The organism is Christensenella hongkongensis, assembly GCF_000981035.1.
Taxonomy (GTDB): Bacteria; Bacillota; Clostridia; order Christensenellales; family Christensenellaceae; genus Christensenella; species Christensenella hongkongensis.
On the sequence record NZ_LAYJ01000010.1, the window covers coordinates 1 to 25,791 of the forward strand.

The 25,791-nt window shown below is 54.1% G+C and carries 3 protein-coding genes; all 3 read right to left on the reverse strand.

Annotated features, from left to right (window positions below):
- On the reverse strand, window positions 1-2,514 hold a 2,514-nt coding region (locus CHK_RS00125), incomplete at its 3' end, for a bacterial Ig-like domain-containing protein (protein WP_046441805.1).
- 174 nt (window positions 2,515-2,688) lie between these two features.
- Window positions 2,689-24,885 carry a DUF7601 domain-containing protein gene (locus tag CHK_RS00130; protein ID WP_046441806.1) on the reverse strand — a complete coding sequence of 7,399 codons (22,197 nt, stop codon included), beginning with the start codon at window positions 24,883-24,885 and terminating at the stop codon, window positions 2,689-2,691.
- Window positions 24,886-25,139: 254 nt separating this feature from the next.
- Entirely contained in the window at window positions 25,140-25,775 is a 636-nt protein-coding gene (gene lepB, locus CHK_RS00135) for a signal peptidase I (protein WP_052740053.1), read from the reverse strand.
- Window positions 25,776-25,791 lie beyond the last annotated feature (16 nt).

Sequence of the window (25,791 nt, forward strand, 5' to 3'; positions counted from 1 at the left end):
CGTGGAAAGCGTATATTCCCCGCTTGTCAGCACCTTGTCTGCGCCACCGTTCGTATAGTGTGCCGTTATTTCCAGTCCCGCAGCATCAAACGTATCGCCTACCGTGTACGTTGTTTGTGTCGGCTGTGCCGTCACCTCAATACTGTCCAGAACCGGCGCGGGGGCGTTTACTGTAATGTCAAAACTCGCCGTCTTTTCTACGCCGTCCTCCTCATACGTTACAGTAATTGTTTTTGTGCCGGAAGTGCTCATATCGGGCGTGGAAAGCGTGTACTCTCCGCTCGTCAACACCTTGTCCGCGCCGCCGTTTGTGTAGTGTGCGGTGACTTCCAATCCCGCAGCATCAAAGGTATCACCCACCGTGTATATTGTCTTCGTCGGATTCTCTGTTACTTCGATGCTGTCCAGAACAGGCGCGGGGGCGTTTACTGTAATGTCAAAACTCGCCGTTTTCTCTACGCTGTCCTCTTCATACGTCACTGTAACCGTCTTCGTTCCTGCTGTACCCATATCGGGCGTTGAAAGCGTATACTCACCGCTTGTCAGCACTTTATCCGCTCCGCCATTGGTGTAGTGTGCCGTTATTTCCAATCCCGCAGCATCAAACGTATCACCCACCGTATACGTCGTCTTCGTCGGCTCTGCCGTCACTTCGATGCTGTCCAGAACAGGCACAGGTGCATTCACTGTGATGTCAAACGCTGCCGTTTTCTCTACGCTGTCCTCTTCATACGTCACTGTAACCGTCTTCGTTCCTGCCGTACCCATATCAGGCGTGGAAAGCGTATACTCTCCGCTTGTCAGCACCTTGTCCGCGCCGCCGTTGGTATAATGCGCGGTTACTTCCAGTCCCGCAGCATCAAACGTATCACCCACTGTGTACGTTGTCTTTGTTGGCTGCGCCGTCACTTCGATGCTGTCCAGAACAGGAACCGGCGCATTTACCGTGATGTTAAACGATGTGCTTGCCTCAACCTCATTCTCTTCGTACGTCACAATAATCGTTTTTATTCCAGGCGTTCCCATATCAGGCGTCGAAAGCGTGTACTCACCGCTTGTCAGTATTTTGTCCGCTCCGTCGTTGGTATAGTATGCCGTTACTTCCAGCCCCGCCGGATCAAAGGTATCGCCTACCGTGTACGTTGTCTTTGTTGGGTTTTTTGTGACAACTATACTGGAAAGCTCAGGCGCCGCCATTTCTACCGTAATATCGAATGATGCTGTTTTTCCCTGATACGTTACCACAATCGATTTTGTGCCCGGCGTATTCATATCGGGCGCAGAAAGCGTGTACTCACCACTTGTCAGCACCTTATCCGCGCCGCCGTTCGTGTAGTGCGCCGTTACTTCCAGCCCCGCCGGATCAAAGGTATCGCCTACCGTGTACGCTGTTTTTGTCGGTTGCGCTGTCACCTCGATGCTGTCTAAAACAGGCACAGGCGCTGCGTTTACCGTGATTGGCGTTGTTGTCGTCTTCTGTACGCCGCCTTCTTCGTATGATATTGTAATTTGGCTGACTCCCGCCGCAAGCGCCCCCGTAGGGCTGTATGTATAGCTTGTTACTACCTTGCTGGAGCCATCCGAATAGGTTGCTTTTACAACCATTCCCGCTTTGCTAAAGCTTTCGCCTGCCGTATATACTGTTTTTGACGGCGCAGTCGTTACTTCTATCTTAGATAGCGTTACCGGCGCCGAGTCGCTTTTCGTCAGATTAATGTAAAAATATTCCGGATCGTAACCAGCGGGATATTCGTTTGAGGTACTGTTATCATCATATGTCACGGTGTATCCACTCGGAACCCCGCTTACCACAAGCTTTTTCGACCTCATTTTGATTATATTGTCAAACCACCCGTCGAAGTCATTTGCCGCATTTAAAACTTCCGTATTTTTCGACGTTCCCAATCTGTTTTGTGAAGGTACCCAGTCAGGATAAGAATCCTGCGGTCCTTTATCCATCAAAACAGCTGTAATGGAAGCGCCTGCCGGCGCGCTGGTTTCAGTTCCATTTTTGTTATACCAGATGACCTTAACTCCCGGATAAATCAGCGTTTCATCGGGATCTATCAAGTCAAACGGTGCAAAAACATCCGTAGAAGGCAAAACCGGTGCCAGAAGCTTCGTTTCATCCAATGAAAACAGGGGATTGACCTCCTGTTTCTGCTCCGTGGCTGCGTCCCCGGCATCTTTCTTAACGCTTTCATCCTGTATCGGAGGAATGTTTTCCTGCTCAGGCGCTGTTTCTTCCACCGCCTGGCTTTCCGTTTTGTCTGTTTCTTCCTGGCTTGTATCGCCTTGCTGTCCACTCTCTTTTGAAGGTTTTTCCCCTTCGTCTTCTTCTGCCGGTTGCCCGGATTCTTCGAGTAAAATTTCTTCCGCCGTTAAGACGTCCGCAGCTGTTTCACCATCTTCCATTGCTACTGTTGGGACAACCATTCCAATCATAACTGCAATCGCAACTACAACCGTTATGATACGTTTCACTTTTTTGTTGTCCATCCAACCGTTTTTCATCGCCTCTTCCTCCTGAGCCTACATGGGTGCTATCTCTTTTTACTATAAAAAAACGTTTTTGTGTAAATCACATCGTAAACGACGTCTTATTTACGTGAATCATATCTTTTTGCAGCAATAACCACAGAGAGAGAAGCGAGAGCTTCTCTCTTTTATCTGTGTTATTACTCTTTTTTACCGTTTGCTGCGCAAGTTGGAGTAAGCCTCATAAGCAGCCTGCGAATCCCTCCTGCGCTTGCGGATGACGAGCAGGATGATGAATCCTGCCAGTACCGCTCCCGCAAGGATGAACAGCATTACCATGCCCATCGGTATTCCACCCTCGTCGCCGGTCTTCGGGAACGCGCCCGCATAAGTCTGCGTCTGTGTCTGCGTTACCTTATTGGTGTTCTTGAATCCGTCGTCCGGCGGGTTTTTGGGATCCTCGCCCGGCGCAGGTTCTTTCACCTGTGCGACGTTTTCAATATTCCTCGTGCCTGCCTGCTGCATCTCGTTTACCGTTACGGCAAAGCTTACCGTCACGGTCTCGCCCGGATTTAACTGCGGTATGATCCATGCAAGGCCGTCTTTCCCGCCAATCTGGACCTTATCCGCCGCTACGCCCGCAATGCTGCACTTCTCGGAGCCTGCTACAAGCGTCGTCCCTTCCGGGATCGCGTCGCGGATGATCACATTCTTCGCCGCGCCTTCGCCCTTATTGGCAGCGCTTATGGTGTAGGTAATCGTATCTCCCGCATTCACCTGTGCGCCGTCGCCCGGATTCGAGGTTTTCATAATGTCGAGCGCCGGTTCCTTGACAACATGGTATGTGGTTTCGGTTACCTTAGTGGTATCCTCATCCGCAAACACCTTGTCGCCTTTCTTATGGCTGCCCGTGTCCTCTTCGTAAACGAGGTCCGCATTCCCCTTGTCCTCGAGTTTGCCGGTGTTCTCAAACACCTTGCTGTACTCGTACTCAGGCGTATCCGGATTATCCGTCGTGCGCGGCGCGTATACCCTGAAGGTCAGGTACGCTGTCTCGCCTTCGGCAAGTCCGTTCACAGTCCACTCTACGCCGTTCTTCGCGTATCCGTCAGGCGTCTGTACCTGCTTTGTGCCCATGGAGGTCACCTTAGCGGTTGATCCCGGCACAGCATTCTGGATGCTGCCGCCGATCGAGCCCTCCACAAGCGTCGTTCCTTCCGGTATTGCGTCGGAGATTACAAGGTCTCCGCTTGCTGCGCCTGTCCTTGTAACCCTCAGGCGGTATTCTACCGTCTGTCCGCGGTCTGCCTGTACCGGCGAATCTTTCGTTCCGTTTGCTTCACTTGCGGCTGTATCGCCCGCAACGAGCGCCGCCGCCTTGTGAATGTCGGACGTTCCTGCCTTCGTCTGGTGCGTCACCACATTGGATTCCTCAGTTACCGGTGTGCCGGTACCCGGATCGTATGTAATGGACGCGCTGTTGACAAACAGCTTCGCCGTCTCGCCGTCCGCAAGCTTTTCGACGACCGCTTTGAAGCGGAAGCCTGTCACGCCCTGCTGTACGTTGCCGGCGTTCCATGTGATAATCCTCCACGCGCTGTCGTATGCGCTGTCCGCAAGCTTTGTCACCGTTCCGTCCGGAGCAATGATCTCAATGCTGCCCGGGACGACCGTGAGGCCCTGCGGAACTGTGTCTCTGACCGTTACGTCATTCACCGTCTCGCCTGCATTAAACTGCATCGTGTAGGTGATCGCCTGGCCCTGCTTCACTTCCGTGGCTGTCGCCTCGTCCGTTCCGCCCATCGGGTCTGCGGTCTTCACAAACGTGTGCGTCTGGTGCTGCACTTCGTCCGTCGGATCGAATGGATCGATCGGCGGAGTCGGGTCGGTCGGGTCAACCGGCGGGTTCGGGTCGGTCGGGTCCGGCACATAGGAGTATCCTACATTTGTGATCAGCCCCGCCGAATCCTTATCTACCTCATTGACCGTGACCTTGAAGGTCAGCTCCACCTTGTTTTCATTGCCGACAAGGATTTCCGGAACTACCCAGTCCACACGGTTTTGTGCGCTTGTGTACACGCCGTCCTGATCCGCGGAATCCTGTACGTACGTCGTACCCTCCGGGATGAAGTCTGTTACATGTACATCCTTCGCAGCAGCCTGGCCGCTGTTTGTAAGCGTCAGCTTGTAGGTGATGGTATCGCCTTCCTTTACCACCGGGATCAGTCCGTTTTCTGCCGGACTTACCGGATCGGAAGACTTCACCATCGTTACCAGAGGCTCCTTGACCTCATGGAACGTCTGCTCCGAATCCAGCGCGTACTCTTCTTCCGCGTAGATGTTCTCTCCCTTCGTATGCTCTGTCCTGTTGCCGTCCTTATCAACCGTCGTGACCGTTTCGGTGTGCCTTGTTTCGCTCATCGCCTTATCGGTCATATTCGCCTGGTTTACAAAGACCTTGTTTGTCTCATACTCATCCGTCGTGGGATCGTCGCTCGTCACCGGCGCGTACACCCTGAATGTCAGGTATCCCTGTTCGCCGTTATCAAGGCCGTTTAATACCCACTTCACGCCGTCCTGCGTCATCTCTGCAGATACGACCTTTGCCGTAGAGTCATTGACAGCGTTTTTGATCTCGCCTGCGATCGAACCTTCCACAAGCACACAGTCCTTCGGGATCGGGTCTGTGACCACAATGTCGCCGCTCTTCATGCCCTGCGCGCCTGTATTTGTAACGGTCAGGCGGTATTCCACCGTCTGGCGGCGTTCTACCTGAACCGGACTATCGCCGCTGCCGCGGTTTTCATCAAGCGCCGTATCGTTTTCAATCGCTGCCGCGGTCTTGGTGATGTCCGCCTTACGGCTCTGTACAATGTGCGTTACATCCTTGGTCGGCGGATACTCCTTGTCTTCCTCGCCCGGATTATCCTGCGTGAGAACCGCGTGGTTCGCAAGCTGTTTTTCCGTCTCGCCGTCCGGCAGTTTATCCACCATCACTTTGACACGGAAGTTGGACATTCCCTCGGGGAGGTCTACCTTCGGCCACGTGACAACGCCGTTTTCATATGCGTCGGCTTCATCAACCGCTACCCTTGCAGAGTCGCCCAGCTTATAGCTGATCGAGCCTGCTACGAGGCTTACTCCATCCGGAAGCGCGTCTTTCATCACGATGTTTTTCGCTCCGCCTTCGGAAGCTGTCGCCGTGATATTGTAGGTGATGATATCACCCTCGCGCACGACTCCCGGATTCACAGCGTTGCCGTTTTCATCCATCGTGCCGCCTGCCGGCGTACTTGTCTTTTCGTAGTACACCGTCGGATTTTCCACTTCGTTGGTGGGCGTATCCGGATCCTGCGGATCACCCGGATCCTTCGGCTCCTCGTTGCCGTTGTCGTGCGTCGCCGCATTTTTGATCAATACCGGCTGGTCTTCCGGCTCGAAATCCTTCACAGTTACCGTAAAGGTTACGTCGATCGCATTTTCTTCGCCAACAGCCACCTCATCAAGGTTCCAGTTGAGGCTCGGCCTGCCATTTACCGTTTTCAGCTCGCCGTTATGCGATGCGCTGTCCGCCTTATATTCCGTACCCTCCGGGATGTAGTCGCGCAGGGTTACGTTTTTCGCGGCTGCCGTGCCGGTGTTTGCCACACGAAGCGTATAAGTGATCTCATCGCCCGGTGCTACCAGCTGTCCTGTCACATCCGGATCGCCGCCGATCATCCTGTCGCTTGTCTTCTTAACGCCGATCTTCGGCTCGGTCACCTTGTGGTACGTCGTCTCAGAATCCTTGTCGTATTCTTCTTCTTCGTACACGGGCTTACCGTCATTATCAACGGTATTCTTCTTTTCTTCGTCCACGAGGTTCGCTGTGTTGGTAAACAGCTTCTCTCCCGTTTCGCCTACCGTAGCCGGTGCGTAAACACGGAACGTGAGCAGCGCTTCTTCTCCGGCCTTCATGCCATCGATCTCCCAGCGCATGCCGTTTGCCGTCAGTGTTCCCGTACCGACCGTTGCTGTCGAGCCTGCAACTGATGTTGTCATCGTGCCTGTCGCGCTGCCGTCCACATAGGTCGTATCTGCCGGAAGCGGATCTGTTACGATCAGCTTGCCGCTTGTCGCGCCCTGCTCGCCCGTGTAGCTGACGCGCAGGTGGTATTCCACGATCTGCCGCCTGTCTACCTCTACCGGTGCTTCCGCGCTGCCGCGCTCTTCGTCCTGCACGGTATCGCCAACTACAACCGACGCATTTTTGTGGATGTCCGCAAATCCCTCGCGCACCTCGTGCGTGATGGTATTCGTATCCTCTTCGACCTTGTTGCCGTTTCCGTCGTTCATGGAGGCATGGGCCGTGTTTTCGTACAGCTTGTACGTTTGCGCCCCTTCCAGCCTGTCCGCCGTTGCGCTGAACATAAACGCTGTCTGTCCGCTCGCCACGTCCATCTTCGGCCATGTGATCGTCCTGCTCGCGCTGTTGTACGCGCTGTCGTCAACGTTTACTTTGGTACCGTCCGCTTTCACGTAATAGATACTTCCCGGCACAAGCGTCATGCCTTCGGGCACCTGATCCGTTACCACAAGCTCTGTCACCGGCTGCTCCGCGTTGAACTGGATGGTGTATTTCACCTTCTGTCCCTGCGCGATTTCCACTGCATTATCCGCATTGCTGCCGCCCATCGGATCGGAGAGCTTCACGAGAGATGTGAGCTGATGGTTCACCTCGTTGGTCTGCTCGTACTTGTCGTCCGGCTGGTCGGGATCTTCCGGATTTTCCTCGTCCGGTCCCGGCACACGGTAGTATGCCCCGTTTGTCACGATGTCTGAAACTTCGCCTTCCGCGAGCCCGTCTACCGTTACTTCAAAGGTCACCGTTTTTTCCGTGCCTGCCGCAATCTCCGGGATCACCCAGTCGATGCGCGTGCGTTCCGTCCCGTCCACCGTTACATTGCCTGGCGTGCCGCTGTCCGATATGCTCGTATCTACCAGCGTCGAACCTGCCGGCACATAATCGCGAACCTGTACGTTCTTTGCCGCCGCGTCGCCGCTGTTTGAAAGCGTGATCGTGTAGGCAATGGTATCGCCCGGCTTCACAACCGGTACAAGGTCGCCCGGTGCGGGGCTCTTCACTACACTTGACTTCACCGCAGTGATGTTCGGCTCCTGTACCTGATGCCATGTATGCTCGGATTCGAGTGCATACTCTTCTTCCGTATAGATTTTGTCCGTCTTTGTATGCGAGCTTTCGTTACCGTCCCTGTCGATGGTCGTTAACGTCTCGCTATACGTTTTTTCGCTCAGCTCCTTATCCTGAAGGTTCGCCACGTTCTCGAACGTACGGGTATATTCGGTTTCATCCGTTGCCGGATCGTCCGCTGTTACCGGCGCATACACCCTGAATACGAGTGTCGCGGTTTCTCCTGCCGACATGCCGTTAAGCGTCCATTTCACGCCTGTAGCCGTCACTTCCTTCGCAGAAGTCGCCGTACTCGTGCCGGTTCCTCCCGAGAACACTGCGTCAAGCTGGGACGCGTCTACGTACTGCGTTCCCCTGGGGAAGCTGTCCGTCACTACGATATCCCCGCTTTTAAGAGCATCCGAGCCATTGTTCGTTACCGTCAGGCGGTACTCCACCATCTGGCTAAGCTCTGTCTGTACCGGGCTTTCCGCGCTGCCGCGGTCTTCATCCTTCGCAGTATCGTTTTCGATCACAGCCGCCGTCTTGTGCAGCTCCGCCTTACGCGTATGCACCGTGCTGCTTGTCTCTACCGTCTGCGTCGGCTCTGTTCCCGGCGTCGTTACAACTGCCGTGTTCTTGATTTCGAGCCTTTCCGTGCCGTCCGCAAGCTTATCCACCATTGCCTTGAAGGTGAATGTGGATTCCCCTGCCGGAACGTCCGTCTTCGGCCAGTAAACGGTGCCGTCCAGATACTCCGTCCCCGCTGCGACAGGCCTTCCGCCCGCGAGCTGGTAACGGATGCTGCCCTTTACAAGGCTCATGCCTTCCGGAAGCGTATCCGATACTTCCACGTCCTTTACGCCGCCTTCGGAAGCTGTCACGCGGATGGTATACGTCAGGATGTCTCCCTCGCGTACATCGCCCTGCGGGCTTACTTCCTTCACCATCACGAGCGTCGGGTTTTTCACCTCGTTCGTGGGCGTCTGCGGATCGGGTTCCTCCGGATCCTTGGGCTCTTTATTGCCGTTGTCGTGCATCGCCGCATTGCGGATCATTACCGGCGCAGTGTTTTCAGGCACTTCGTCCACCGTCACTGTAAACCGGACTTCAACTGTCTGGCCTACGGCAACCGTCGGCAGATTCCAGTTTACATACTGTTTTCCGCCTGCGTTTGTTTTCAGCTCGCCGCTGTCAGAAGCGCTGCCGTCCCTGTACGTCGTCCCCTCCGGGATATAGTCGCGTACCGTGACGTTCTTCGCGTCCGTGTCGCCGTTGTTGGTCACATGGATCGTATAGGTGATCTCGTCGCCCGGCGCAACGCGTTTGCCCGTCACTTCAGTCCTGTCGTTTGCGTCAAACATCTTGTCGCTCGTCTTATACGCTTCAATCTCGGGCGTCAGGTAACCGTTCGTAAACGATGCGCTGCCGCCGTCCATTGTGATATTACCGACAGCTTCGCCGCCATCCGGCACAACCTGCGTGTAGCTTTCCTTCGGCTCCTCTGTTACGGCATAAGAGCTTCCCACTGCTATGCCTTCAAAGACTGCCTTCTGCCCTCCTGCAAGCGTCAGCTTGCCGTCGGGGTCTGTACTGAACGGTCCGCCGTCAGTAATCTCATCGCCGGTCTGCTTATCGTAGAGCTTATACGTTTTTTCCGCATATGCCGCGCCCGCCACATTGACCGTGAACTCGAACGTGTCGCCCTGCGGGGCGCCCTCGCCCGTAACCGTTTTATCGATCGTAAGGCTGCGCGCCGGTGCGTACGTATTCGTGAACGCCGCGTCGATGCCTTGGGCAGTCAGGTTTCCTTCGAATTTTTCCTGCGACGCTGTGTAATCGGCTCTTGGCGATTCTACGATTTCGTATGCGCTTCCCACAGGAATGTTGCTGAACACCGCCTTCCTGTTTGCCGTCAGCTGCATCTGCCCGTCGTCGTCCGTCGAGTACGTTCCGGGGATCTGCGCCCCTGTAGCAAGATTGTACAGCTTATACTCTTTGTTTGCGTACGCTGCTCCGCCTACGTTCACCGTAAAGGTGAAGGTATCGTTTGCCGGAGCGTTCGCGCCTACAACCGTTTTGCTGACTACGATATCCCTTGACGGGGTAAAGTCGTTCGTGAACACGGCCGTCGAGCTGTTGTCATTCGCGATGTTTCCACTCGCGCCCGTCTGAGTCATCGTATAATCCGGATTCGGCGTCTCTGCCACTTCATACTTAAGGCCTGCAGCGATTCCATCGAATACCGCCTTCTGCCCTGCCGCAAGCGTCAGTTTTCCGTTTTCATCCGTCGCATAGGGTGCGCCGTCCGTCACTTCCAGGCCGTCCGCGCCATAAAGCGTATACGGCTGGTTTGCGTAAGGAGCGTCCGCTACGGTCACCGTAAACTCGAACACTGCGTCTTCGGGTGCGTCGCCTGTTACCAGCTTTTGCACTGTCAGGCTGCGCTGCGGTTCATAGTTGTTAACAAACCCTGCAACGCTTCCGTCCGCGGAAATATTTCCGCCCGCCTTAACGCCGTCCTCAGGCTGCGTCTGCGTGTAATCCGTCTTGGGTGTTTCCTCCACCACATAAGACGTTCCTTCCAGAATGCCGTCAAAGACCGCCTTCTGGCCCGCCGTAAGCTCAAGCTTCCCGTCGCCGTCCGTACTGAACGGTGCGCCATCCGTCACTTCCAGGCCGTCCGCGCCATAAAGCGTGTACGGCTGGTTTGCATAAGGAGCGTCCGCTACGGTCACCGTAAACTCGAACGCATCGCCGTCCGGAGCGTTCGCTCCTGTTACGGTCTTGCTGATGGTCAGGCCCTGTCTGGGCTCATAGTTGTTCGTAAACGTCACGTTGTTGCTGCCGCCGACAATATCGCCGCCCTGCGACGTACGATCCGCCACATAGCCGTCCTTGCCGCTTTCCACGACCTCGTAACCGGCGTTTTCCGCAAGGCCTTCGAATACTGCCTTCCAGCCCGCTTCAAGCTTGAACTGGCCCTTGCCGTCCGTCGTATGGTCGCCCGGAATCTGTACCGGGTTCGCCGGATCGGTCACATCAAACAGCTTGTATGCCTTATAGCGGTATGCCGCTCCGTCCACATTCACCGTAAAGGTAAACTGATCGCCCTCGGGCGCAGTAAAGCCTTCTGTCGCCGTCACTTTCTTCTCGACCTCAAGGTCTCCCGTAACAGGCGGTACTTCATGCACCTCGTGATACGTGATCTGCGTATCCTTCTGGTATTTTTTCTCTTCATACACTTTGTCCGTGCTGGAATGCTTCGTCTCGTTGCCATTCTTATCCACAGTCGTCACGGTCTCTGTATATGTCTTTTCGCTCATCTCCTTATCGGTCATCCGGCCCTGATTGGTAAATACCTTTGACCATTCGTATTCCGGAGTAGCCGCATCGTCGCTCGTTACCGGCGCATTCACACGGAATGTCAGCATAGCCTTCTCTCCCGCGTCAAGGCCGTTTACTGTCCACGTTACAACTCCGCCTTCTTCCGTCGCAGATACTACCGCAGCCGTCGAGCCGGAAACCGCATCCCTGATTTCTCCCGCAGCGCTGCCCGCTACATACGTGCAATCCCTGGGCAATGCGTCGGTTACCACGATGTCCCCGCTCTTCATTCCGGCCGTGCCTTTGCCCGTTACCATAAGGCGGTATTCCACGATCTGTGAAAGCTCCGTCTGTACCGGCGCCGCTTCGCTGCCGCGGTCTTCGCCCTGGGGCGTTCCATCTACTACGAGCGCCGCCGTCTTAGTAATATCAGCCTCACGCGTACGCACCGTGCTGTCCGTTTCCACCGTTTCCTTCGGCTCGCCGCCGCCCGGCTTCACAACAGCCACATTTTTGATTTCCAGGCTGTCCGTTCCATCCGTAAGCTGATCCACTACCGCCCTGAATGTGAAGATGGATTCTCCCTCAGGGATATCTGTCTTCGGCCAGTAGATCACTCCGCCGGTGTATTCGCACCCGGTTGTCGTTGGACGCGTACTGCCGGCAAGCGTGTAGCTGATGCTGCCTTTTACAAGGGAGAGGCCTTCCGGAAGCGTATCCGATACTTCAACATCCTTTACGCCGCCTTCCGTTGCCTTCACGCGGATCGTGTATGTAAGGATATCCCCGGGCTCCACGTTTCCTGCCGGGCTGACTTCCTTGACCTGCTCGATGAGCGGGTTTTTCACCTCGTTCGTAGGCGTCTGCGGATCAGGATCCTCCGGATCCCTGGGTTCCTCGTTCCCATCGTCGTGCGTAGCCGCGTTGCGGATCGTCACCGCGCTGCCGCCTTCCGGCACCTCGCTTACGACCGCCGTAAACGTCACTTTTACCGTCTCGCCGATTCCAACTGTTGGCAGGTTCCAGTTTACATACTGTTTCCCGCCTGCGTTTGTCTTCAGCTCTCCGCTGTGCGATGCGCTTGTATCTTTATATGTCGTTCCCTCCGGGATATAGTCGCGTACCGTTACGTTCTGCGCGGCCTTGTCTCCCGTATTGGTCACATGGATCGTATAGGTGATCTCATCACCCGGCGTTACCGCCTTACCGACCACTTCATTCCTGTCGTTCTCGTTGTACATATGGTCGCTGGTCTTGTACGCTTCAATCTTCGGCGCACTGAGATCCGGCGTATATGCGTTAACGAATCCTGCAACGCTGCCGTCCGCGGAAATATTTCCGCCTGCCGTACCGCCGTTTTCAGGCTGTGTCTGCGTGTAATCCGTCTTGGGCGTTTCCGTCACCACATACGGCGTTCCTTCCAGAATGCCGTCAAAGACTGCCTTCTGGCCCGCCGTAAGCTCAAGCTTGCCCTCGCCGTCCGTGCTGAACGGAGCGCCGTCCGTTACTTCCGCGCCGTCCGCTCCATAAAGCGTGTACGGCTGGTTTGCATAAGCTGCACCGTTTACAGTCACCGTAAACCCAAACGTATCGCCGTCCGGCGCATTGGCTCCTGTTACCGTCTTGCTGATGGTCAGGCCCTGCTTCGGCTCATAATTGTTCGTAAACGTCACGTTGTTTGTGCCGTCCACTATATCGCCGCCCTGCGACGTATGATCCGCCACATAGCCGTTTTTGCCGCTCTCGACGACCTCATAGCTCTGGCCAACTGCAAAGCCTTCGAATACTGCCTTCCAGCCCGCTTCAAGCTTGAACTGGCCCTTGCCGTCGGTTGTGTAGCTGCCCGGGATCTCCACCGGGTTCGTCGGATCGGTCACATCAAACAGCTTGTATGCCTTATAGCGGTATGCCGCTCCGTCCACATTCACCGTAAAGGTAAACTGATCGCCCTCAGGTGCTGTAAAGCCTTCTGCCGCCGTCACCTTCTTTTCAATCTCGAGGTTGCGGTGGGGCGCGTAATTGTTCGTAAACGCCGCTATGGAGCCATCTGTTGAAATCTTGCCTTTGTCGCCCGTCTGTGACGTCTGGTAATCCGCATTCGGCGTCTCTGCCACTTCGTAGGATGTTCCGGCAGTGATTCCTTCGAATACTGCCTTCTGGCCTGCCGTAAGCTGGAGCTTGCCTTCGCCGTTCGTGCTGAACGGAGCGCCGTCCGTTACTTCCGTGCCGTCCGCAGCATAAAGCGTATACTCCTGGTTTGCATAGGCCGCATCCGCAACCTTCACCGTAAACTCGAATACCGCGCCGTCCGGTGCGCTTTCGCCTGTCACCGTCTTGGTGATTGTAAGCCCGCGTTTGGGCGCATAACTGTTTACAAACGATGCTGTGCTGCCAACAGAAGAAATAGTTCCTCCCTGTTCCAGGTTTTCCGTGACGTAATCCGTCTTTTGATCCTCTACGACTTTGTAGGACGTACCCTCCAGAATGCCGTCAAAACGAGCCTCCTGATTATGCTTGAGCGTCAGCTTTCCGTCGTCGCCTGTTTCGTATACGCCAATCTGTTCTGCGCCGTTTTCATACAGCTTATACGGCTGGTTTGCGTAGGGGCTGTCCCCCACAGTTACTGTAAAGGTGAACAGATCGCCGTTTGGAGCGCCTTCGCCCACAACCGTCTTTTTGACCGTCAGGCCCTGCTTCGGTTCATAGTTGTTCGTAAACGTCACACTGTTTGCGCCGTCCGCGATATTGTCGCCCTGCGTGGTATGGTCGGCAACGTAGCCGTCCTTTCCACTCTCGATAACCTCATAGCCCTGACCGACCGCAAGGCCTTCGAACACTGCCTTCTGGTCTGCTTCAAGCTCAAACTTACCGTTCTTATCCGTCGTATAGTTGCCCGGAATTTCTATCGGCTCCGAACCCTCCGGCGCGTAATACAGCTTGTACTGTTTAAACGTATACAGCGCATTGTCTACTTTTACTGTAAACGTAAACTTGTCGCCGTCCGGCGCCGTAAAGCCTTCCGCAGCCGTTACCTTCTTGCTGATTTCCAGATTACGCTTGGGCGCGTAATTGTTCGTGAACGCAGCCGTCGCACCATCTGTGCCGATGGTATCCTTGCCACCTGTCACCGAAGTCTCATAATCCGCGTTCGGCGTCTCTGTCACTTCATACTGAAGGTTTGCGGAAAGTCCTTCGAACACGGCTTTTTCGCCATTCCTCAGTTCCAGCCTGCCCTCGCCGTCCGTTGTGAAAGGAGCGCCTGTCGTGATCTCCAGCCCGTCCGCACCATACAGCCTGTATGGCTGGTTTGCATACGTCTCGTTTCCGGCCTTCACCGTAAACTCAAACGTCGCGCCGTCCGGTGCGCCCTCGCCCGTCACCGTTTTGGTGATCGTAAGGTCGCGCTTGGGCTCGTAGCTGTTGTTAAACTGTGCAACGTTGCCCACAGTGGAAATCGTTCCATCCTGCGTTGCTTCGTCCGTTACATAATCCGCCTTGGGCTCTTCCGTCACCACGTACGACGTTCCTTCCAGAATTCCGTTAAATACTGCCTTCTGGCCTGCCGTAAGTGTCAGCCTGCCTTCGCCGTCCGTACTGAACGGTGCGCCGTCCGTTACTTCCGTACCATCCGCAGCGTAAAGCGTATACTCCTGGTTTGCATAGGGCGCGCCCGCTACGGTCACCGTAAACCCGAACGTATCGCCTTCCGGCGCGTTACTTCCTGTCACCGTCTTGCTGACCGTAAGGCCCTGTCTCGGCTGGTAGTTGTTCGTAAACGTCACGTTGTTTGTGCCGTCCGCAATGTTGTCGCCCTGTACGGTCTGGTCGGCCACATAGCCGCTCTTACCGCTCTCGACGACCTCATAGCTCTGGCCAACTGCAAAGCCTTCAAATACGGCCTTCCAATTTGCTTCGAGCTCAAGCTGGCCCTTGCCGTCCGTTGTGTGGCTGCCCGGAATCTCTACCGGGTTCGCCGGATCGGTCACATCGTAGAGCTTATACTCTTTATATTTATATTCAGCTCCACCGATCTTCACCGTAAAGGTAAACCTATCGCCTTCCGGCGCTGCGAGTCCTTCTGCCGCCGTTACCTTCTTTTCAATCTCGAGGTTACGGTGCGGCGCATAATTGTTCGTAAACGCCGCCGTCGCGCCATCCGTGCCGATGGTGTCCTTGCCGCCTGTTACCGAAGTCTCATAATCTGCGTTCGGCGTCTCTGCCACTTCGTAGGATGTTCCGGCAGTGATTCCTTCGAATACCGCTTTCTGGCCCGCCGTAAGTGTCAGCCTGCCTTCGCCGTCCGTACTGAACGGAGCGCCGTCCGTCACTTCCGTGCCGTCCGCAGCGTAAAGCCTGTATTCACGGTTTCCATAGACAGCATTCGCTACCTTCACCGTAAACTCGAACGCCGCGCCGTCCGGTGCGCCTTCACCCGTCACCGTCTTAGTGATCGTAAGGTCGCGCTTGGGCTCGTAGGTATTCGTAAACGTTGCCGTAGAACCGTCAGCGGAAACCGCTCCTTTTCCATTCGAAACAGAAGTCGTATAATCAGCCTTCGTTTCCTCAGTTACCTCATACGGCGTACCCTGCAGGATGCCGCCAAATACGGCATACTGGCCTGCCGTAAGCTCAAGTTTGCCTTCGCCGTCCGTGCTGAACGGAGCGCCGTCCGTCACTTCCGTGCCGTCCGCAGCGTAAAGCCTGTACTCCTGGTTTGCATAAGCAACGTCCGCTACCTTCACGATAAACGTAAATACGTCGCCGTTTGGAGCGCCTTCGCCCACAACCGTCTTTTTGACCGTCAGGCCCTGCTTCGGTTCATAGTTGTTCGTAAACGTCACGCTGTTTGTGCCGTCCGCGATGTTGTTACTCTGCGTAGTATGGTCGGCAACGTAGCCGTCCTTAACGCTCTCTTCGATTTCATATTTCTGCCCGACCGCAAAGCCTTCAAATACTGCTTTCTGGTCTGCTTCAAGCTCGAACTTACCGTTTTTATCCGTCGTATAGTTGCCCGGAATCTCTATCGGCTCCGAACCCTCCGGCGCATAGTACAGCTTATATTGTTTGAATACATACAGCGCGTCGTCCACTTTTACTGTAAAGGTAAACTTGTCGCCGTCCGTTGCCGTAAAGCCCGGGCTGGCCGTTACCTTTTTGCTGATTTCCAGGTTGCGCTTGGGCGCGTAATTGTTCGTAAACGCCGCCGTCGCGCCATCCGTGCCGATGGTGTCCTTGCCGCCCGTCACTGTTGTCCCATAATCCGGGTTCGCCGCTTCCGTCACTTCATATTGCAGATTTGCGGAAAGCTCTTCAAACACAGCTTTCTGGCCCGCCGTAAGCTGGAGCTTGCCGTCTGCGTTTGTTGTATACGGAGCGCCCGTTGTGATCTCATTTCCATCTGCTCCATACAGCTTGTACGGCTTTGATCCATATGCTTCGCCCGCTATCTTTACAGTAAATTCAAACGGCGTATTGTCCGGTGCGCCCTCGCCCGTCACCGTTTTGGTGATCGTAAGGTCGCGCTTGGGCTCGTAGCTGTTGTTAAACTGTGCGACGCTGCCTACAGGGGACAGATTGCCGCCCTGCGTTTTGTTTTCAGTTACATAATCGTCCTTCGCCTCTTCTGTTACATGATACGAGGTTCCTTCGAGTATGCCTTCAAACACTGCCTTCTGGCCCGCCGTAAGCTGGAGCCTGCCGTTACCGTCCGTCGAGAACGGCGCGCCGTCCGTCACTTCTGCGCCGTCCGCGCCATAAAGCGTGTACGGCTGGTTTGCGTAGACCGCTCCGCCTACATTTACCGTAAACGTGAACAGGTCGCCGTCCGGTGCGCTGCTGCCCGTTACCGTTTTGCTAATGGTAAGGCCCTGTTTCGGTTCGTAGTTGTTTGTAAACACTACGTTATTTTCACCATCCGCAATATTGTCGGACTGCGTGGTATGGTCTGCCACATAGCCGTCCTTGCCGCTCTCCACGACTACATACGCCGTACCTACGTCAAGATTTTCAAATACGGCTTTCTGGTCGGCCGTCAGCTTCAGCTGTCCCTTGTTGTCCGTCATGTGGTCGCCCGGAATCTCTACCGGATTACCCGGATCCGCCACGTCGTACAGCTTATATTCTTTATATTTATATTCAGCTCCGCCGATCTTCACTGTAAATGTGAATAAGTCGCCTTCCGGAGCTGCGAGTCCTTCTGCCGCCGTCACCTTCTTGCTGATTTCCAGGTTGCGCTTCGGCTCATAATCGTTTGTAAACGCTGCTGTGGAGCCGTTTACAGATATGGTTCCCTTACCGCCTGTCTGCGAGGTTACATAATCTGCATTCGGCGTTTCCATCACCTCGTACTCAAGACCTGCGAGTATGCCTTCAAACACAGCCTTCTGTCCCGCTGTAAGCGTCAGCTTGCCTTCATCGCTTGTCTCATATGATCCGGCGATTTCGTTTCCGTCCGCGCCATAAAGCGTGTACGGCCGGTTTGCATAAGCCGCATCGCCTACCTTCACGGTAAATTCGAACGCCGTGTCATCCGGTGCGCCTTCTCCTGTTACCGTTTTGGTAACCGTCAGAGAGCGCAGCGGGGCAAAGGTATTTGTAAATGCAGCCGTAGAGCCCGCAGGATCGATATTTCCGCTCTTCGTATCGCTGTCTTGCGTATAATCCTGCTTCGCGTCCTCTGTTACAACATATGGCGTATTTACGGTAATGCCGCCAAACACAGCCTCCTGGTTATGCTCGAGCTCCAGTTTGCCGTCGCCGTCCGTTTGATATACGCCGATCTGCTCCACGCCATTTTCATACAGCTTGTATGGCTGGTTTGCATAAACGGCTCCGCCCACATTTACGGTAAACGTAAACTTATCGCCATCCGGTGCGCCCTGGCCTACAACTGTCTTTTTGACCGTGAGGCCCTGCTTGGGCTCATAATTGTTCGTAAAGTTTACCTGTTCGCCGCTCTCGGAAATAGTACCGTCCAAGGTCGTTTCATCCGCCGTATAATTGTTTTTCGCGGCTTCAGTTATTTCATAAGAGCTGTTTACGTCAATCCCTTCAAAGACCGCCTTCTGGCTGCCTTCAAGCTCGAACTGGCCGTTCTTGTCCGTCATGTGGTTGCCGGGAATCACGACCGGATTGCCCGGATCGCTCATGTCATACAGCTTGTACTCTTTATATTTGTATGTAACGTCCCCTACCTTCAATGTAAACGTAAACTTGTCGCCGTCCGGAGCCGTAAAGCCTGTGCTTGCCGTTACCGTCTTGGTGACCTCGAGGTCGCGTTTGGGCGCATAGTGGTTGTTAAACGAAGCCGTAGAGCTGTTGTCAACCGCGATATGCCCGGCAGAGCCCGCCATAGTCCGCGTATAATCTGTATGCGGCGTTTCTGTCACGTCATATTTCAGGCCTGCGGAAATCCCTTCAAAAACTGCCTTCTGGCCTGCCAGCAGGGTAAATTTACCCTCGCCGTTCGTCGCAAACGGTCCGCCTGTCGTGATTTCGTTTCCGTCCGCGCCATAAAGCTTATACTCCTTGTTTGCATAGGCTTCGTCAGACACCATAACTGTGAATTCAAATTCCGCATTTTCAGGCACAGTAAGCCCGGGTTCCGCCGTAACAGTCTTTTGTACGGTCAGGTTCCGTTTGGGCTCATAGCTGTTCGTAAACTGGGCCATGCTTCCAGCGGAAGAAATGTTGCCGTCCACGCTGGTTTTATCCTGTACGTAATCATCCTTCGTATCCTCGGTCACCTTGTAGCCCGAGTTCAGCAAAATCCCGTCAAAGACCGCGTACTGGCCACCTTTGAGGCTCAGCTTGCCTTCGCCGCTCGTTGTAAATGGCGCACCGTCCGTTACCTCCGTGCCGTTTGCGTTATACAGTTTATATTCTTCGTTCGTGTAAGGAGCGTTATTCACCTCAACCGTGAACGTAAATTCATCCCCGTCCGGCGCTCCTGTTCCCGTAACGACTTTTTTGACCGTCAGGCCCTGCCTGGGTTCGTAGGTGTTGTTTGCCAAAATCTCGACGTCGCTAAAACCTACCGTACCCGCAGATGTATCGCCCGTGGGCAGGAATCCGGACGTATAGCCGTCCTTGCCGCTCTCGATAAAATCATACGTACTGTTTACAGCGATATTTTCAAATACAGCGCGCTGGTTTTTCTTCAATTTAAACTCGCCGCGCTCGTTTGTCGCATGGTCGCCCGGAACTTCGATCCAGTCTGCCGCATCCCCAAGCTCTGCGTTTTCCGCATAATACAGCTTAAAGGTCTTAAACATATGCGTCTTGCCGTCTATCCTTGCTGTAAACGTAAATTCATCATCAAGCGGCGCAGGCAGGGATTCGGATGAAGTCACAAACTTCGTAATGCTGATATCCCTTTTCGGATCGTACTTATTCGTAAACGTCGCCTTTGAACTGTCGTCGGTTGCCACCGTTCCTTCGTCGCCCGTCTGCGTGGTGGTATAGTCCCCCATGGGCGCTTCCACTACTTTATAGGAAGCCTCGCGCAGCGCCATCAGCACCGCCTTCTGGCCGGCCGTAAGCTGGAGCTTGCCTTCGTCGTTCGTGGCATGGTTGCCGCTGATCATATTTCCATCAGCACCATAAAGGGTGTAGGCCGTATTTGCGAGCGGCTGCCCGTTTTGCGTTACCGTAAACTCAAAGACGTCGCTTGCCGGGGCGGTGAGGCCCTCTACAGATTCAACCTTCTTTTCTATGGTCAGCTTGTTGCGCGGTTCATAATGGTTGTTAAATACAGCCGTCGAACCGTTCGCGCCATTCGAAACACTTCCTTTGCCGTCCGTTGCTGAAGTAACGTAATCCGCCTTCGCATCCTCCGTTACCTCGTACGCATATCCGGCAAGGATTCCTTCAAACACCGCACGCTGGTTCGCTTTCAGTTTAAACTGCCCATTTTCGTCCGTTTCATAGGTTCCGATCACTTCCGCCGGATTTTCAGGATCCGTAATGTCGTAAACCTTATACGCCTGATTCACGTACAGCGAATTACGTACCTTCACTGTAAAAGTAAATTCATCGTTTTCCGGCGCGGTATAGCCCGGCGTCGTCGTTACCGTTTTTTCCACGTTAAGCGGACGGTATGCCTGATACCGGTTGGTAAACGAAACGCTCGTCGTAGGCATCAGGGACGTACTGGTCGTGATCGTGCCGCTGTATGTTCCCGAGCTTGGACTCGTAGGAATATAATCCGCCATTGGCGTTTCTGTGACTTCATACCGCCAGCCCTTTACGACGTCCGGGAATTCAGCATACTGTCCCCCCTTGAGGGTGAATATACCGTCTTCGTCCGTCGCAAACGGACCGCCTTCGGTGATCTCGGCGCCGTTCGACTGGTAGAGCTTATATTCCTGGTTTGCATACGGCACAATCGTGTCTGAGGTTTTTCCCATTTTAAGGGTAAATTCAAACTCGTCGTTTGGCGGCGCGTCAACGCTGCCCGAAAGCTTCGTAACACTCTTGGAAATCTTCAGCTTTGCAAGGTTTCCAATATAATCGTCCTCGAACTCCACGATCTGCGGGTTGTTCTTATCAAGCGTACCCGTCGCAACGCCGCCCTCCGGCGATACGATCGTATTACCGGTCATCGCAGCTTCCGTCACGCTGTACGCCGCTTTGTTGTCCATGCGGCTGAATACCGCCTGCTGGTTATGCTTGAGCGTAAATTTACCGTTTACATCCGTCGCCCATGTGCCCGGGACTACCGTTGGACTGCTCGGATCGCTGATATCATACAGCGTATATTCGGTCGGGCCGTAGGCGTCGCCGTTTTGTAACAGCGTAAACGTAAAGTCTACGCCGCCCAGGTCCTTACCTGCCGCCTGCTTGGAAACGCGCAGCTCCGCCGCCTCAAACAATTCCACGATAACGCTGTTGCCAAGCGTCGTCTCTGTTTTGGTTTCCCCCGTGGCTGCCGTAAACTCATTAAACCACGCAGGATTATTGTAGGCATGGATCGTCGGCTCGCTGAGCGTAGCCGGCGCTTTCATCTTAAGCGAGATATACGTACCTTCCAGAGGATCAAACACGTAAGGCGTGCCGTCCGTCTTCTTGGATAGATCCACCGCAACCGCTTTTACCGTGCTCATATCATCGGGCTTTGTCGTCGTCCACGCAGAAGCGGCGTCCGTCAGATCATACGCGGCGTCCGCCTTGGTGGAGTAATATACCACCGGATCGATGCCTTTGCGCTTTGCCTGGATGGTATCCACGCTCTGTAGCGTGCCCTGCCAGTACGTGCTGTCAAAGGCAAAATCCTCCATACCGGCGCGGTCTATCGCCGCACGCTCCAGCCTGTCGTAGATAACGACGTTTTTCATCGTACCGCCGTCCGTATTCTGCACCTGCAGGCGGTAGGTATAGGTCTCTCCCGTCGCAACGCGCGCATTCTCGTCGTACGTCGCGAATTTGTCCGCATCCTCCTTGACCGTTTTGGTGATACCGGTCGCCGTCGCCACGGTGATATCGATCGTCCGGCTGGCGGAGGAATACTGCGTATTCATCTCTTCCGTATTGCCGTTTTCATTCAGGTCGGCAAAATACGAAACTCCATTCTCCTCCTTACCAACGCCGGAAGGCGCGTTCACGCCGCTGTCCGGCCGTATATATTCATTGCTGCTGTACTGGTTGCCGATTCCCAGGAATTCACCTTCCTGCGGCTGCCATGCCGAATCGTTTTCCTTGCCGTTCGCCGTCTGGTAATCCGTGTAGCGGAAATACGCCCCCATATTCACATAAATGTTGAAATACAGGCTCTCGCTCAGGTACGGTTCGCCGTTATAAGTCGGCGTCGGGTTGAACTCGGTATGTACGTTCACCTTCACCATGGTGCGCCCGCTGCCCTTGTAATCCTCGATCACGTCGTAGGATGTAATCGTTACGTCGTCGTTAGAGAGGAAATAGGTCCTGCTGCTGGTATTATTACCAAGAGCCGTCACCGTAATGGGCACGTTCGGATCGAACGCATATCCCTCGGGCAGCAGGTCGTAAAATACCCAGTCCTTCTGCGTCCAGCCAAGGTCGCTGAGCGAAGGATCTCCCGCGTCCTTTAATTGCTGGAAGGTAACGTTGCTCCGGTAGGAGTTGCTGGAGGCATAGTAATTGTACCTCAGCGCCTGGGTGCCGGTGAGCTGGATATTTGCCTTTACCTGGCTGTTTGGTTTGTCGTTTGTCAGGCTCACGGATTTGCTGTGGCTGTTCACCGTGAACATCGGAACGAAATACTTGTAATCGTAATATTCCTGCGACCACGCCTGAGAACCGTTAAGCTCGGTACGTGCCGTCATATAGTTCTGGAAATTGATCCGGTTTCCCGTCTCGATGGAATTCGGTATCAATGATTCAAAGACAGGCGAATCATGCCGCACGGTCGTATTGATATACATATAGATCTGCGACGACCAGCCATGCGAAGAATCTGATTCATGCTCCGCCTTGACCTTATAGATGCCTTCCGCTTTAAGGGATTCCGGTACATAGGCCATCGCGTCCTGTGCGCCGGTGCCCGCATACCGTTCATGCCCGTTGAGGTCCGAGGTTTTCGCTACAAAATTCTCATAGGGAATCTCGCCCGCGGCCTGCCACGTGCCCGGCGACGCCGCCGTCTGCACGTAAAGCTTTATCGGGTTGCCCGTCGGGGAATAAAAGTTATAGTAATCCGACATTTCCTGGCTTTCGTCGATGATCCAGAGAAGATCGGATACATTAACGGCCCAGCTCGAGATATAGTAATCCTCCGGCCCAAGCTCCGTGTTATTGGCAAGCATCCTGCCATCCTCTGCGATGACGTTCAGTTTACTGTTTTCGGGCGTGGGAATACTGTTCTCATTGAGATATTTTCTTCCGTATGAATATACATAGAAGTTATATTTACTGTTCCCGTTGTTGGTCGTGGAAACGCTGCTTGCGGACATTTCAAAGTCCTTGCCCTTTTCCATCGACGTTTTGAGCAGCGGAACAATATCGTTATTACCATACTCGTCCTTATATCCTGTATAAAGACTGCCGGTAGGACGCGGAGGCGTCCATTCCACGATTGGCGTGGTGATCGCTTTTTCCTGCGTACTGGTAATCTTGTCGTCTATACCGGTCAGCTCCACCTTGACCGTATTCTCCGCGTTTGTTCCCACCATATACTGGTCCTTGGGGAAGCGTACGACGGAATAGATGTAGTAGGTGTTGCTCGGATATACGATCGCGTCATAGTAATAAGACGAATTCGACGTATAAAGCGTCTGGTTGTAATCAAAGGACAGCGTATTGTCTTCGAGGTTCCACCGCCCCGCAAGCGCGCTCGCCGAAGTGCCCGAACCAAGCCGCTGCGAATAACCGCCTACGAGCTCGCCGCCCGTGCCCGGTATTTCTGTCAGCTTGATATCATAAGGCTGCGTAAAGCTCGTATTATAGCGCACTTGGTATACCAGATACCAGTAATCGTCAAAATCAGCCGGTTTTTCCTGGTCTTTTAACTGCGGCGCGTAGTTCTGGACTGTGCTCCAGTTTGCGACCTTGCCGCCGTTTATTACTGCTTTTGTCGCAGACGTAACCGTCGCGGACGTATCGATGCTGCCCGTGATGGCGTTGCTGTCCGGCTGTGTTACGCCCTTTGTCGTGAGCTTTGCCGCAAAGCCAAAATTCGTTTCGTCCTCAACCCCCATTGCGTCTACTGCCCATGCAATCTGGATCAGGTTGTTTCCGCCCGATTTAATCGGCTTACAGTTGGTGAGGATCACGTCGCCCGTTTCCGGATCGATCGTATAGTTGAAGTCCGTCGAAGTATACATCTCCGGCGCCTTCGGTGCTCCGATATCCACAAAGTTACAGTTCGCGCCGTTCATCGGCTTACCGTCGCGGTATTGGAGCAATGTCTGGGGGATGCGTATCTGCACCTCTCCCACAGCGTAATCCGTATTATTGGAGAAAGTTACCTGCGCTTTGACGGTTTTTTTGGTTTTATTGTTCCAGCCGTCGAGGGTAAGATCCGAATCAGACTTCGTACCCGGCAGGCTGTCGTACGCAATCCATTTCAGTTCAAATTTATATTCTTCCGTTTCTTCGTCCGCAAAAGGCGCAACAATCTCATCCGAGGAAGGATTCTCCGCGGGCATATCCGGCGCGGGAGTTTCCTCAGGGATTACGCCTTCCTGCGTGTCTTCGGAAGGCCCGGCGTCAGGCGTATCGGTTTCCTCCGCATCCGCCGGAACCTGTTTCAGTTCCAGCTGCGCCGTGCTGCCCGCTTCCGTTACAGTTCCGGATGCAGTTACATTGCCTTCCGTATTCAGGGCAAGCGCCGCCGTATTTTCCAGCGTTCCATTATTTTCCGGTACCACAAAGGCGAAGCCTTCTTTTGCGTTTCCTTCCACGACATATCCGGTATCCGCCGCAATATTTTCAAACAGGGCCGCACGTCCCGTTTCCATTGCAAGCTTACCTTCTTCGCTTGTCGCAAACGTTCCAAGCTCCTCGGCAGGGGATTTTGTCACGTCAAACAGGCGGTACGCCTGATTTATATACGCCTCGCCGTTCACCTTGAGGGTATATTCAGCCGTCTCGCCTTCCGCAACAGTTTCACCTGTTATGGTATTGTAAATCCACAGGCCTCCCGTAGCAGGCACAGGCTCTTCCGCCGCCTGCGTCTGCGAAGGCGGAGACTCCTCTTGTGGCACTGATTCTTCCGGCGACTCCGCCGTTTCCTGTTCCGGCGCAGGCTCAACCGACGCCACAGGTTCAGGTGTAGCGGTTTCCGAATTTGTCTGCGCAAACACCGTAATGATGCTGCTCAGGCCAATCGCAACCGCCAATATAATCAGAAGTATCCTGTGCGTCCGTTTTCGGTTAGAAAGCTTCTGCTTTTCCTGAATATATTCCTGCTTCTTTCCCTGCCAATTGCTTTTCATATCTTTCTCCTTTAATGTCCGATCCTTATAGAAGATATTTGATCGCCAACTTTAATCCGGGGATGGTTCCCCCAGTTTTTATCGTGTAACCGATTATGCAATAAATATTGTTTTTTGTGCGTTTTACATCGTGAACAGCACTTTTTTTACGTGAACAACACCTTTTGAGGGCCTTTTTTTAATCTGTTTCGTCCCCCGTCCGGCCAGCTTATCAATGCAATCCGGGAATTTTTTTCCACGGATAAATGTCTTTGTCACTGCAAGGTTCCGATTCCCTCCAGCGGGAAAATCCTGAAATATACCTTGCCCAGCAGCGTGCATTCAGGCACCATGCCAAGTACGCTTCGCCTGCTGTCTATGGAATTATTCCGGTTGTCCCCAAGAAGGAACACGCGCCCCTGGGGTACCTGCACCGGAAACTCCACATCTCCCTCGAGATTGGTCGGTCCCAGCGTGTACGGCTCGTCGATCTGTTTGCCGTTGACGCTGACCTTCCCCGTTTCATAATTTACGTCCACCGTATCACCGGCAAGCGCAATCACGCGCTTAATGAGGTCTCCGTCTCCCAAATCCATTTCCGTCACAACGATATCGCCATAATCCGGCGTATATCCAAGCGGCGAGCAAAGAACCACATCTCCGCTATGCAGGGTTGGTTCCATAGACGCGCCGTTTACCGTCGCGATCCTTACGACATAAATATTGACCAATACAACCGCCATAGCGACAAAGAGGATGCGGCTTATAATGCCCCATACCTCTTTTTTCCGTTCCTGCCGCTGCTTTAGCCTCTCAATTTCCGCCCTTACCGCTTCAAGGCTTGGACGGCGCCTTTCCCCTTCTGCGCTTTTCTCCGGGGTGGTTTTTGCTTTGTTTCTTTTTTCCTGCATAGATTTCCCTGCTTTT